Raw genomic sequence first — 12,576 nt, 5'->3', positions numbered from 1 at the left:
CCGACCCGGCTTCCGAACTCTTTTATGTGAGAGTCGACGGCCAATCGCCTCTCCCATCGATTCGATGGCTCGATACGTTGCGAACTGGGAGCAAGCCAACATCGCCTGATATAGTGGGCACCTTTCTTCTTTCGGAATACAGCATGTGGTCCGCTATCAGTAATCTGGGCGACGCAGCGTTGACGATCCCGCTTGCCATTGTCTGCTTCGTGTGGCTAACGCGTTCGCCGACCGGCGCGCGCGTTGCCATATCATGGGCCGCGCTTCTTTCGGCAGCAATGCTGCTCGTTGGCGTGACAAAGATCTTGTACGCAGGATGCGGAATACAGATTCGCTCGCTGGATTTTCGCATGATCAGCGGACACACAATGCTCGCTTCTGCAATTTGGCCGATGTCATGGCTGATCGTCCTGAACGACGGCTCGCGCATCAAACCTGGCGCTGCCATCTGGCCAGGCATCGGGTTCGCGACGGCTATCGGTATCTCGCGCGTTTTCGACGAGGCTCATACAGTTTCAGAAGTGGTCTCCGGATGGACGCTTGGCATGCTCGTGACGATACTTCTGATTCGATGGAGCGGCGCTCCTGTCGTTCCGCGACGCCTGCGTCCGATTGCTGCTGCCTCGCTGTTTGCCGTCTCGGCAGTCGCGTACGGACATCATGCACCAATTCAGGGGGCGATCGATATGTATTCACCGTGGCTTTGCGAACACTGGGCCTAGTCGGTCGAGTGTAACTCGTACCCGCGCGATGAACCTTCCTTCGATGGGGAAGGGTGAATACTGGACCGGATGCGTGGCGTCTCCCATCACTTCAAAAAAGCTACAAATCCCCTCGGCAGCTTGCCGACTGCCAGTCGTTAGCCGACATAAGCTTGACTGGATCGGACGAGGGCAGCGCGACGCGCCAGCGTCCATTTATCCTCTGCGGGCGCCCACGGAATAAATCTCCTGAAACCACCAGGACACCGATCCATGGACTGCGATTAAAACGTCGGCGCCGGACGGATTGGCGACCTGCGTGGCGTGCCTGAACGTCAACTGCTATGCAAGGTACAGCTTCCGATCCGAAATTCCCTTATGTCGACCTTTCTGTTCACCGCAAGTGTATTCTTTTTCTCCCTGAACGCATTCAGCGTTCGAGCAACCTTTGCAGCGTATTTCTTCGCGTGCGCCCTGTTATTCCTGCGGACCCCCTCCCTTCTTGAGAAAGGAGCCAATGCCCACGGGATGCTGACATACTGGCTTGGGTGTATCACCATCTCGTTTATTTTTTCTGCATTCGGTGATTTTTATCTCAACTTTTTCATCAAATTTGTACTGATCCAGACTTACATCGTGCTGCTCTACTGGATGTTCAGCAGCGGCGTCCTTTCGCTCAAGTCGATCGAGTCAGCATGCACGGCGTTGATCTATATTCATGGTGCATTTTTTCTTTTCCAGCTCCTGTACTATCTGGCCACTGGTGTATTCGTTGACTTTGATAGCTATATTCGCGAGTCCGACGCCGACGCCCTCTATGCAACGAAAGCACTGAGTGACAGCCTGATCTCCATCCGCGCGCTTGGCCTCTACTCTGAACCGTCCTTCTACGCAATGACGGTGATTCCGTGCGGCGTTCTCTTACTTCTGGTGAAACGTCGGATTACGCTCGCCTCGGTCATTGCATTCGGCACCGCGCTGATCAGTTTCTCGGTAGCGTCGATGGTAGTTTGTGCAGTGCTTGGATTCGTCCATGTGATGTTCGAACGCGGGAACCTGCGTCTCAAGCTGTTCGTCATTCTGGCCGCGTTATTGTGCGCGCCCGCGATGTACAACGTCTACGACCAACGTGTAAACCAGTCGGTCGACTATGACGCCGTGGGCAGCCGGACACTAATTCTGACCGAACTCCAGGATCGTGATCTCACTGCGGGTGCCTTCGGAAGCGGTCTATTCTGGGACGACCGGAATAACGTCGGCAAAACACACATGCGTGGATATCAGGCACGAGACAGTTCCTTCTACGTCTACGTTCTATTCAGTGTAGGCGTTGTCGGGTCCGCTGTGTTCTTTGGTACGATTGGGGTGATGTTCCGCAATCGCAACAAGTGGCGATATCTCGCTTACCTGTTGCCAATCATGCTCTTCAAGTATCACGTGCTCTATGGGATGCTTTGGATGACGCTGCTGCTCTTCGTCGTCCTCGCCGAGCAAAACACCGCACCTTCGCCCCCCAACCGCCGCCTCTCGACCCAGCGTCCTGGCACTCGTGCCATCGCGGCGAATTCCCGTATCTAAATGTCAATCATGCCAATGACGCCCACTCGAGCTATGTGCACGCGTAAATCGAGCCTGCCAGATCGGAGTCGCCAGGCCGGCAGGCACCTTGCCCGCCTCAGTTGCAGGCTTTCGCTCATGCTTGTCAGCGTCCTTTGCGCCTGCGGGGTGGCCGCCTCCGCAAAAGGGCGAACGAATGTCGGTCCCCCAGGTCGCGTAATCGCCCATAGTGCTGCATCCACGCACGTATTCCTTGGATCCCCGGCATTGGCGGTGCTACCCGATGGCACCTATGTCGCTTCCTACGACACGTTTGGGCCCGGTTCGTCGGAAGACTACGTGACCGTCATGGCGTCGCGTGACAAAGGTCAGAGCTGGACTAGACAGAGCACGGTCTCCGGCCAGTACTGGTCATCGCTGTTCGTCCTGGACAACGCGTTATATTTGATGGGAACTGATCGGGCAATGGGCACACCCACCATTCGCAGATCCGTTGACGGCGGCGCTACGTGGACTGATGCAACCGACGCGTCTACGGGACGATTCAATCTGCCGGGGCGTTACATCACGGGTGCAGTTCCTGTCGTGGTGAGCCAGGGTCGCGTCTGGCGCGCCTACGACGTGGTCGAAGGCGGAGATTTGCGCTCACTCGTCATGTCCGCCCCGCAACACTCGAACCTCCTGGATGCGCAGAACTGGACCGTATCAAAACATCAAGCCTCGAACCCTGCATGGCTGCGTGGAAAGTTCATTTCCTGGGAGGAAGGCAGCGTAGTTCTTTTCAAGAACGGACCGCCAGGAATCCTGCTTCGCGTCAATACCCGGAACGGGGTTGAGAAAGCAGCGATCGTCCACGGCGGGTCCGATGAGACGACGCTGAGTTTCGATCCGACGCGCGACTTCGTCGACATGCCTGGTGGAGGCAAGAAGTTCACCGTTCGGTTTGACCCAACCTCACAACGGTACTGGTCTTTGACAAACGCTGTACTTGCGAACGACGGACATGAAAGCCTCGAACGCGTTCGCAATACCCTTGCATTGATTTCGTCCCCCGACCTGCACAACTGGTCTGTTTCCTCTGTCGTCATGCGGCATCCTGACGTGAAGCGACACGGCTTTCAATACGTGGATTGGGAATTTAGCGGTGACGATATCATTGCGGTGATACGCACGTCCTTCGACGATCCCGAAGGCGGTGCGCAAAGTCAACATAATTCCAACTACATCACGTTTGCGAGGTTCCCCGATTTTCGCCGGGACGCACATTAACGGCAAATCTTTGTCGCTATAAACGCGGACGACGCCAGTCGTCGCACTTGATCGCCGCACCTTGCGGTCCCATATCAACACTATCACCTATGATTTTGAAGCCCACGGCCGGCGCTTCCGGTCGTCGCTGACTGGACCACACCTCGATATCAGATGGTCTTGCGCCGCGGTTCGCTCCGGAGTCTCACAGAAGGCGGCCTGCTGCGGACGTCCTGCCGGCGATCGCAGGGCGCACCGTCTTCTTCCATGCGGGGGGGAAAGCACCAGTCTTCATCAGGTGATACCACTGACTGCGTCGCAGAGGCATGTGCGACATGAACCACATAGACCTCGTGCGTGCCGATGACTCACATTTCGGCGCGAGCCTGGCTAACGCCGTACCGCCGCTGCCGCGCATGCCATCTAACCTGCACGGTATCCCTACCGAAGGGCGCTCCGGAATTCACATCAAAGAACGCCTTCCCTCAAGCCTGGTCGCCTGCCCCATTACTTAGGGACCGCCACCACGTGCCCCGCTCACGAAGAATGTGAACTGCTGCGTCTCTGGAACATCGTCGATATGACGCACCGCACCCGCCCCATCGGAACGGAAAGCCGCCAGTCGCCTGCTGAGGCACCCTTAGTGGGTCGCTGCCAATCGATGGATCTGCCTCGAGGTCGCTGACCGTCGAAAACGATGACCCGAACTTCGGAAACCGCTACGGGACAGGGGGCTGAGGTTCGCGCCCACCTCAGTCGCCTCCTGACAATCGGTTGCTTACTTCCCTGCTGATGATCCGACCGATTTGCCTGATCGCAGATTGCCTCGTCAGATCTCTCATCCAGTGCAGTGCAAACTGGCTGCCGTCCTGCAGCCTTCACCTCAGCGCGAATCCACGAGACAGAAGCTGCTTCAATCTCGCCTTGTTCTCAACCAGAGTCGACGCAACGCGTGCGATGCAGACCCCCAACGCGAACGTCCCGATCCCAATCAGAATCCGGCTTGTCGGTGACCCTCTAAGCACCGCTTGGGTCACGCCAAACACAAAAAGCAGGATTGGAAAATGAATGATATAAAGCGTGTAAGAATATTCTGCACTCTTCGAAAGGAGCGCGTTGGATGGCGATCGCCGATCCAGGACCAACGCTATCACGCAAGTAAATAGTAAGCCTATGAAGAAGTTGAAAGCTACGATGTAGTGCCAGTTTGCTCCCGCCTGCCCTCCAGCTGCGTTAAAGCTGTGAACAAAGCAGCCTGCGAACTCGATCGATGCCCCACCGAACAGGACTACGCCGGCACAAACGAGCCATCGTAGTTTTCGCGATCTGGTGCCGGAATTGTGGTGCACGCAAAGCAGGAATCCGGCAGCCCAAACCGCACCATACGCAACGAACTTCATGTCCCGAAAGCCAAGCAGGGCAATGAACGCAAGCAATACCGGCCAATATCTGGGCGCCTGTCTGAAGGCCACCGCTGCACCTGCGATCGCATACAGCCACACCTCAAACGACAAGCTCCATAGCGGCCCGTTCACACGTGGCGTATGGGTGACAAAACCGTTCAGAAACAAGGCTGCTCCCAATAGTTCTTCTGGGACGAGCTGAAAGCCATCGGCAACGAGGTATCTTTCCGGCGAGAAATGGCTTGACCCGGAACTGAATACCGCCGGACTCAGAAGGCTAAGGGCCAGTATCAGGAGAAGCGAAAGCACCAGAGGCGGAACGATGCGCCAGGCACGGGCAGCGGCATAGTCGAGAACGCGATAATCGCCCTCAGATATCCTGGATGTTATTGATTTGCAGATCAGGAATCCGCTCAATACAAAGAACAACATGACAGAGCCCTGGCCGAGGATGAGCGAATACGCGTGAATCCCGGACCAGTACGGTGCGACAAACACCTGCTCGATATGCGTTGCCACCACCATGAGTGCTGCCAGACCACGGCACGAGTGGATAAATCCGGAATTCTCTTCCGATAGCCGGGAGAAGCCACTCAATGACAAACCGCTCATACATCCTCCGACAAACGAATCATGTCTCGCGTGGCGTTCCCGTCTGAAAAGGGCAACGCCGCGCGCTCGCGCCTCTCTCTCACTTCTTGAACACCCCGACGACATCGGCTCCATCGAACACAAGCAGCGCGTTGATCTTCTTCTGCTCCATCACCAGCAGCGCATCCTCAATCCGCGTCTCTGGAGAGACCATTGCTGGCTCAACAGACATCATGTTCGCCGCAGTGGTTCGTAAAACCTCGTTGCCGTGCCGCTCGATGGCACGACGCACGTCTCCGTCGGTCACGACGCCCCAGCCGATATCGAGCCGCACAATCGCGAGCCCAAGACGTCCACGTGTCATAGCTTGCAGTACGTCGATCGCAGGCGTGTCGTGGCTGACGAAAGGCAGATCCCTATGGGCCATCTCGTCACTTACTGTGCGGAGCAACCGCCGACCGAGCGATCCACCCGGATGAAAGCGCGCAAAGTTTTCCGGTTGAAACCCCCGGACTCTCATCAGCGTGATCGCCAACGCGTCGCCCATGGCGAGCGTTGCAGTTGTCGATGCCGTGGGGGCGAGCTGGAAGGGACAGGCCTCTGCATCTACGCCGATGTCAAGGTGAATGTGTGCCGCGCTCGCAAGCGTTGACGCTCGATTACCGGTCAGTGCAATCAGCCGGTTTCCATTGTTTCGCAAGAATGGAATCAGCTTGATCACCTCGTCAGTTTCGCCCGAGTTCGAGATCGCAAAAAACGTATCTGCCGGCACGACCATTCCCAGATCGCCGTGATAGGCCTCTCCTGGGTGCATGTAGAAGCTCGGCGTGCCGGTGCTGGCGAATGTCGCCGCTATCTTCCGACCAATGATCCCCGATTTGCCCATCCCACAAACCACGACGCGCCCACTGGATGCCAGGATGGTCTCGACCGCGCGCGAGAAGCCTTCGTCAAGTCGACCTGCCAGTGCTGAAAGCGCACGCGCCTCGATGCCCAGCACTTCACGGGCGGACTCAATATAGTTCAATTGATTCATGACCTTGCCGTTTCAACATAGTAAGAATGCGCTCAACGTCTTCGGGCGTATCTACGCCGTGAGGCGGCGTCTCAGGCCAATGCATGACGTGAATCTGCAGTCCAAGCCACAATGCACGTAGCTGCTCAAGCTTTTCGAGCGATTCGAGTTCACACGGCTCATTAGTCGCCAGCCGTTGCAGCGCAGCGTTCTGATATCCGTATATTCCGACGTGACGGCGGAAGACGCCCTCCACCGCCGCGGGCCGACCGTCCCGGCAAAGCGGAATCGGTGCCCGGGAAAAGTACAGAGCGCGCCCCTCCCTGTCGACGACCAGCTTCACGATATTTGGGTCATCAATCTGGATAGCGTCCTTGACAGGGCAAGCGACCGTCGCCATCTCAAAGCGGGGAACGCTTTCACAGAACACAGCAAACTCCTGCAGCAGAGCGACTGGCACCAGCGGCTCATCACCCTGCACATTGATGACGATGTCGTCCGGTCGCCATCCGGAGGCCCTGGCGACTTCCGCTACGCGGTCGGTACCAGACTGATGTCCGGAGTCAGTCATCGCAAACGCTATCTGTCGTCTCCTCAACACGTCAGCGATACGCTCATCATCGATCGCTACCACAACCTCCGTTTCCGGAAGAGCACGGCGAACCCGCGAGTACACACGCACGATCATCGGCTCACCGGCCAGATCGATGAGAGGTTTTCCCGGCAAACGCGTAGACCCGAAGCGCGAGGGGATCACGATCCGCAGGGCTCGGCGTTCACTGGGTGACATCATGACGACTCCAGAGTTGAAAGAGCGGCCGATACGCGTCCTCCAGCGACAGCCCTCCACACGTAAGAATATGATCGGCCACCTCGCGAGCGACTCCTTCACCGCCCGCACGTGACGTCACGTGGCTGACACGCGAGCGAACCAGTGCATGCGCGTCTGCAGGCGCATACGACACACCCACGCGCTCGATCACGCAGAGATCGTTCACATCGTCTCCGACATACGCAGTCTGCATGTCGTCGACGCGGAGTTGCTGCTTGATCGATTCGAATCCTGTACGCTTGTCGTGACACCCGGTGACCACAGCGTCCACACGCAGTTGCGTCACGCGCCAGGTGAGCGCCTCGCTGTGCTTACCAGACAGGATCGCGGAACGGATCCCATGCGCACGCAACAACGCGATCGCGACCCCGTCGTGTGCGTGAAAGCTCTTTACGCGTTCGCCGTCAGCGCTTACATGGAGACGACCGTCAGTCAGGACACCATCGACGTCGAACACGACGACTGATATTCCACCGGAGTAGACAACGGCACTCATCGGATGTCGAGCGGCTCAAACCGCTTTACAAGATCATCGATGGCCTTCACCTGTGCAAGAAACGGCTCGAGCAGGTTCAATGGCAACGCGCTCGGCCCGTCACAGCGCGCACGATCGGGATCAGGATGGGCTTCGAGGAACAGGCCGGCAATGCCAAGTGCGATGCCGGCGCGCGCCAGGTCGAGCACCTGGCTGCGCCGCCCGCCAGACGCCTCGCCGTGCGGATCGCGGCATTGGAGGCTATGGGTAACGTCAAATATTACCGGGCAGTCTCCCGACGCCTCCCGCATCTGGCGAAAGCCCAGCATGTCCACGACCAGATTGTCGTAGCCAAACGCCACGCCACGTTCACACAGGATGACTTTGTCGTTACCAGCCTCGCGGCACTTCGCCACCACGTGCTTGACCTGAGCGGGGCTCATGAACTGCGGCTTCTTGACGTTGATGACGCGCCCAGTTTTTGCGATCGAGACCACGAGATCGGTCTGACGAGCGAGAAACGCCGGTACCTGAAGCACATCAACGACGTCAGCAACCGCTTCAGCCTGCGCCACTTCGTGTACGTCGGTTATGACGGGCACCCCGAAGCGGTCTTTGACGATCGCCAGAATGGAAAGTCCTTCTTCCATTCCGACGCCGCGGTATGAGTGGATTGACGAACGGTTTGCCTTGTCGAAAGAAGCCTTGAAGACGAGGGGAACTCCAAGCTTCCTGGTGACATCGACGAAAACTTCGCAAGCTTCAAGTGTGAACTCAAGACTCTCCAGAACATTCAGGCCGCCAAATAACACAAACGGCAACTGATTTCCGACTTCAACGTTGGCGCTGATCGATACGCTCATTTACATTTCCCCCGAGGAATTACGATGTGTGCTGCCGCAAAATTGTGCGGTCGACGTTGTGGTGCCTTGATCGCTGCCGGCGCTTCAACTCGTCCTCATATACGGGCGCGAGCTGTTGAAAGAATCGCTTCTCCGTGAACCGGTCTTTTGCCTCGATGCGCGCGCGCGACGCGAGGCCCGCACGGAACTCCGGATCATCAATAACCCGTCCAAGCAATTCCGCTCCTTCCGCGGCGCTCGAGAAAATGGCGCCCGTTTCGAGATGCCTAACGACATCGACATTCCCTGCGCAATCAGACACAATCGCGGCGCTTCCCGCCATCATTGCCTCGACGACTGAAACCGGCATGCCTTCCCATGACGAGGTCGACAGATACGCATCGGCACGTTCAAGCCACGACCGTACGTCACGGCGGGAGAGCCACCCCGTTATGATCACCCCGGCAGCACGTAGCTCCTGCTTCAGGGCGTCGTCCCCGTCTCCAATCCACACGAAGCGGGCGTGAGGACGGTCAAGCCGCCGGGCAATCTCCGCGAACAGGCCCGGATTCTTCTGGGGCCGCACGCCGCCGACCGTCACGACACAAAAACCAACGCTATCTTTCTGCTCTTCGTTCTCACCTGGTTTCGCCGCATGCGCCTTTACCGCATTCTCGACAAGCCTCACGGGCTGCCGCAACCAACGACGCACAACTTGCTGCTCGCTCTCCGAACAAGCGACGTATACGCAACGTCGCAGTGCGGCGACGCGCTCGAGACCCACAAATAGCAACCGCTTCGGAGTTGAGATGTCGCGCCGCATGAACGAGATGCAGTGAGGACTATAGAAGAACGCCGTCCGACGCAGTGCGAGGAGTGTGGAGATACGCCCAAGAAATCCGGCAAAGGACGAATGCAGATGCACGATGTCCGGATTCAGGCCGATCAACTTCGAGCGCAGCGCCGGGACAGAGCGCATAAGCGAGACATCCTTCATCTGCACATGGTGCAATCTGACATTCCTGGCGAACAAGCCAGGTAACGCTGCGGGGGTATCGGGACGGATTGAATAAATCACATCGACCTTGTGGCCCTCGCGCGCAAGCCCGTTCGCGATCAAACAAACCATCGACAATGTGCCGGTTGCAGTCGACTCCAGAATATGTACGATCCTCATCGCGTTTGCCCTCCCTCGTTGACCCTCTCCCGTTGATGCGTCATCAGGGGCGCTTGTCCTGTAGCCGCGCCGATGCGTTCAAGCACCCCAGAGCGCTCAATAACCCGACTCCATTCGAGCGATACGATTTTTCTCGGGTCGTTCCGCTGCAGAGCTATCGGAGCGCGTGAAAACAGTTCATCGAATATCCGCGGTCCGGTTACATGGCACCGAATATCGAGTTCGCGCGCAGCGAGCACATTCGACGGAGCGTCGTTGCAGATGATTGATTTTCCGAGCGCGGCGTACTCGAGAAGCTTCGTCGGCGTCTGGAAACAATGCGGCCGGTGATAGGGGAAATAGCAGATCGCGTGGTCGGAGCGTCGGACGATACGCAGTGCATCCTGCTGCGGCACGCGACCCGTGAACACGATCCCCGGGACGGCCCGAAACTCATCAAGAATCGATGGCTCCGGTCGCCCGACCAGAATCAATGCTTCAGATGGATCGCGACGAGCGTCGCGGAATGCCCCCAGCACCTTATGAAATCCGCGTTCGCGGCTCATTTCGCCTATGTAGCAAAACTTTCCAGCCGGCATTGATGTCGCATCGTCGTCGGTGACATCAAAGATCCAGTCCGGAACACCCATAGGGAGCAGCAAGGATGGAACACCGTCGCTGAAGCCCATAGCATCCCGCATCCGCACATTCTGAAAAATGCGGAGATTCGGCCTGGCGTTCAGTGCGCGTTTGATCCAGTCTTTGACGAACGCCATCCGGCCGACAGAAAGAGACCGATAGTCGTGAACCACAAATTTAGCGGGCGGCAGCGCACGATAGAGCCCCATGATGCACCAAAGGACTGCTCGACGATCCTCCGCTACGCGATTGAGCGCGCCCAGATCCCCGTGCTCGACTGGGATGCCTCGTTGCGTCAGGCAATCGCTATATGCCTCGATCTCGGGATAGTTCGCTTTACCTGGATGAAGGATAAATACGCTCACTGGATGCAATCCCCCGTATTGAGTATCCGCGCCGGCACGCCAACGGCGACAGCGCGCGCCGGCACGTCAGTAAGCACCACTGCCCCTGCACCTATGCGCGCATGATCCCCAACCAACACATCTCCAACCACGACACAGTGGGCGCCGAACTCCACGTGGTCGCCAATCTTCGGCACGCCGCTAATCGAGCCATCGCGCTGGATAGTGTTTCCGAGTGTGACGCCGTGGCGCAGCGTGCAGTATTCACCGATGACGACGTATCCGTTGATCACCATTCCAGTTCCGTGAAACAAGGCGAGCCCTTTTCCAATCCTCGTTTTAACTGGTATCTCGATTCCCATTAGCCAATCGCAAATGAAGATGTACAGAACGATGAGGGGAGCCCCGCATATGAGCGTCACGATACTTCTGCAGGCGAGATAATTGACAATCCGGAAGAAGATCATCACAAATCGCGTCTTGAAATACGGATTCCTTTTGTAGTCCAATACGACTGCATCAAGTGTTTTTCTGAGCGTAACTGTCATTTCAATGCTCAATAGAAAATACCTTGCGGGCGGCCTCCGGAGAAATCCCGCCCGAAGAGAAGTAGTCAACTCCGTCGATCAGGAACGAATGTATGTATTTCAGCAGCCGCGTCCGGTCGAAGTTCTTGTAGAAGCATTGCCCCAGTGAAATCACGCGCTTTCCGTACAGCAATCCCTCGAGTCCTACCGTCGAGTTGATCGTGACGACTGCCTGCGCATGCTTGATAAGATCAGTCGTCGGCGACGACACCAGAGTAAACTGACACCTATCCCGCATAGCCTCTATTGCACTGATCGCAGACTCGTCATTTTCGGCCGGATGAAGTTTTACCAGCAATGCAGCATCCTGCGTAACGGCGAACTCCAACGCATGCCGGATCGCCCCCAGGTTATCGATCTCTGAGTGCAGCTTGATCTGTGTATCGCCCGATACCTGAAGAGGCAGAAACACGTAGCGCTGCGTCGACAGCTCGGAGGCGACGTAGTTCTTGATGTCAACTGGTCTCCGACCGCCATTTCGTGCACGTACGGTTGCAAGACGCTTACGCCCAACACCCGAGCTCGCGAACTTCAGAACGTAATTCACTCCCGAGACGACCTTTCGCTTCAGCGAAGTTCGAGCCTGGGGCAACGGCCTAGACTTGGCGCTTTCGTAATGCATCAGCCAACGCCGGTGCGTCTCCTCGTCCGGCAACGAGAGCCGATCAATCACAGCCGGATCCCGACAGATGATGGAAAGTGCATTGACACCCGACGAATCCACGAAGAGCTTGCCGGGGAGATTGGATATCTCAAGGAACCTCTGTGGAACCCCATGTACCAGGCACGCGTGAGAAACAGCCCTGCAGACCAGTTGCTGACCGTTCCACATAAAACACTGGGTCACGCTAAACCGTGTCAGGAGCGACGACACACGACGCACCACCGCGCAGGATTCTACGCGTGCGCGTTCCCGGCTCACCTGCCCGTTTAGCACCTCAATCGAGCGATCGTAAGGATATTCTGTGCAGGATTCGTCCACTTCCAGTGTGGGGTTTCTGACCTTGCGTAGGTAGTATGAACGGTACCCCGCACACTTCAGGCGAAGATGCGCAACTGGCTCACTCGTCAGGAACAGGAAGTCATACTCACCTCTAACGGCATGCACGAGCCTCGCGGCGAAGTAGTATCTCTCGAGAGAGTCAACGACTATCAGAATCATCGGTAAATCTCCGTTTCCCTTTCT

The 12,576-nt window shown here is 57.1% G+C and carries 12 protein-coding genes; 3 read left to right on the top strand and 9 right to left on the bottom strand.

Annotated features, from left to right (window positions below):
* Positions 1 to 143: 143 nt before the first annotated feature.
* The 3 genes from AB4Y44_RS24960 to AB4Y44_RS24950 all read left to right on the top strand — a co-directional run bounded on the left by AB4Y44_RS24960 (position 144) and on the right by AB4Y44_RS24950 (position 3,527).
* Positions 144 to 722 carry a phosphatase PAP2 family protein gene (locus AB4Y44_RS24960; RefSeq protein ID WP_368618955.1) on the top strand — a complete coding sequence of 193 codons (579 nt, stop codon included), beginning with the start codon at positions 144 to 146 and terminating at the stop codon, positions 720 to 722.
* Between the two features lie 357 nt (positions 723 to 1,079).
* On the top strand, positions 1,080 to 2,279 hold the full coding sequence (locus tag AB4Y44_RS24955) for a hypothetical protein (RefSeq protein WP_368618956.1): 1,200 nt from the start codon (positions 1,080 to 1,082) through the stop codon (positions 2,277 to 2,279).
* Between the two features lie 117 nt (positions 2,280 to 2,396).
* Positions 2,397 to 3,527 (top strand): sialidase family protein, encoded by a 1,131-nt coding sequence (locus tag AB4Y44_RS24950; protein ID WP_368701162.1) that lies wholly within the window; start codon positions 2,397 to 2,399, stop codon positions 3,525 to 3,527.
* 857 nt (positions 3,528 to 4,384) lie between these two features.
* Here the strand turns inward: AB4Y44_RS24950 and AB4Y44_RS24945 are convergent.
* From AB4Y44_RS24945 to AB4Y44_RS24905, 9 genes are all read right to left on the bottom strand, one after another.
* Positions 4,385 to 5,521: an acyltransferase family protein gene (locus tag AB4Y44_RS24945; RefSeq protein ID WP_368701161.1), complete on the bottom strand. Its 1,137-nt coding sequence runs from the start codon at positions 5,519 to 5,521 to the stop codon at positions 4,385 to 4,387.
* 79 nt (positions 5,522 to 5,600) lie between these two features.
* Positions 5,601 to 6,536, bottom strand: a complete 936-nt coding sequence (locus tag AB4Y44_RS24940) for an SIS domain-containing protein (protein WP_368618959.1) — start codon at positions 6,534 to 6,536, stop codon at positions 5,601 to 5,603.
* On the bottom strand, positions 6,514 to 7,308 hold the full coding sequence (gene kdsB / locus AB4Y44_RS24935; protein WP_368618960.1) for a 3-deoxy-manno-octulosonate cytidylyltransferase: 795 nt from the start codon (positions 7,306 to 7,308) through the stop codon (positions 6,514 to 6,516). The genes AB4Y44_RS24940 and kdsB overlap by 23 nt, the downstream gene beginning before the upstream one ends.
* Positions 7,292 to 7,843 (bottom strand): KdsC family phosphatase, encoded by a 552-nt coding sequence (locus AB4Y44_RS24930; RefSeq protein ID WP_368618961.1) that lies wholly within the window; start codon positions 7,841 to 7,843, stop codon positions 7,292 to 7,294. The genes kdsB and AB4Y44_RS24930 overlap by 17 nt, the downstream gene beginning before the upstream one ends.
* Positions 7,840 to 8,685, bottom strand: a complete 846-nt coding sequence (gene kdsA, locus AB4Y44_RS24925; RefSeq protein ID WP_069268926.1) for a 3-deoxy-8-phosphooctulonate synthase — start codon at positions 8,683 to 8,685, stop codon at positions 7,840 to 7,842. The genes AB4Y44_RS24930 and kdsA overlap by 4 nt, the downstream gene beginning before the upstream one ends.
* Before the next feature lie 19 nt (positions 8,686 to 8,704).
* The gene (locus AB4Y44_RS24920; protein WP_342922203.1) at positions 8,705 to 9,841 is read right to left on the bottom strand and encodes a glycosyltransferase; all 1,137 of its coding nucleotides are present in this window, start codon (positions 9,839 to 9,841) and stop codon (positions 8,705 to 8,707) included.
* Complete coding sequence (locus AB4Y44_RS24915) at positions 9,838 to 10,824, bottom strand: glycosyltransferase (RefSeq protein ID WP_368618962.1); 987 nt, start codon at positions 10,822 to 10,824, stop codon at positions 9,838 to 9,840. Before AB4Y44_RS24915 ends, AB4Y44_RS24920 begins: the two co-directional genes overlap by 4 nt.
* The gene (locus AB4Y44_RS24910) at positions 10,821 to 11,351 is read right to left on the bottom strand and encodes a serine acetyltransferase (RefSeq protein ID WP_368618963.1); all 531 of its coding nucleotides are present in this window, start codon (positions 11,349 to 11,351) and stop codon (positions 10,821 to 10,823) included. The genes AB4Y44_RS24915 and AB4Y44_RS24910 overlap by 4 nt, the downstream gene beginning before the upstream one ends.
* Position 11,352: 1 nt before the next feature.
* The gene (locus AB4Y44_RS24905; protein ID WP_368618964.1) at positions 11,353 to 12,552 is read right to left on the bottom strand and encodes a capsular biosynthesis protein; all 1,200 of its coding nucleotides are present in this window, start codon (positions 12,550 to 12,552) and stop codon (positions 11,353 to 11,355) included.
* Positions 12,553 to 12,576 lie beyond the last annotated feature (24 nt).

It is taken from the genome of Paraburkholderia sp. BR10937 (assembly GCF_040965695.1).
Taxonomy (GTDB): domain Bacteria; phylum Pseudomonadota; class Gammaproteobacteria; order Burkholderiales; family Burkholderiaceae; genus Paraburkholderia.
The sequence above is the reverse complement of the archived record's forward strand: the minus strand, read 5'-3'. Positions and strand labels throughout refer to the sequence as shown.

Excerpts from the sequence above, each read along its gene's own strand:
- AB4Y44_RS24905 (WP_368618964.1), bottom strand. The coding sequence starts at position 12,552 with ATGATTCTGATAGTCGTTGACTCTCTCGAGAGATACTACTTCGCCGCG.
- AB4Y44_RS24955 (WP_368618956.1), top strand. The coding sequence starts at position 1,080 with ATGTCGACCTTTCTGTTCACCGCAAGTGTATTCTTTTTCTCCCTGAAC.
- kdsB (WP_368618960.1), bottom strand. The coding sequence starts at position 7,308 with ATGATGTCACCCAGTGAACGCCGAGCCCTGCGGATCGTGATCCCCTCG.
- kdsA (WP_069268926.1), bottom strand. The coding sequence starts at position 8,685 with ATGAGCGTATCGATCAGCGCCAACGTTGAAGTCGGAAATCAGTTGCCG.
- AB4Y44_RS24910 (WP_368618963.1), bottom strand. The coding sequence starts at position 11,351 with ATGACAGTTACGCTCAGAAAAACACTTGATGCAGTCGTATTGGACTAC.
- AB4Y44_RS24950 (WP_368701162.1), top strand. The coding sequence starts at position 2,397 with ATGCTTGTCAGCGTCCTTTGCGCCTGCGGGGTGGCCGCCTCCGCAAAA.
- AB4Y44_RS24930 (WP_368618961.1), bottom strand. The coding sequence starts at position 7,843 with ATGAGTGCCGTTGTCTACTCCGGTGGAATATCAGTCGTCGTGTTCGAC.
- AB4Y44_RS24960 (WP_368618955.1), top strand. The coding sequence starts at position 144 with ATGTGGTCCGCTATCAGTAATCTGGGCGACGCAGCGTTGACGATCCCG.
- AB4Y44_RS24940 (WP_368618959.1), bottom strand. The coding sequence starts at position 6,536 with ATGAATCAATTGAACTATATTGAGTCCGCCCGTGAAGTGCTGGGCATC.
- AB4Y44_RS24945 (WP_368701161.1), bottom strand. The coding sequence starts at position 5,521 with ATGAGCGGTTTGTCATTGAGTGGCTTCTCCCGGCTATCGGAAGAGAAT.
- AB4Y44_RS24920 (WP_342922203.1), bottom strand. The coding sequence starts at position 9,841 with ATGAGGATCGTACATATTCTGGAGTCGACTGCAACCGGCACATTGTCG.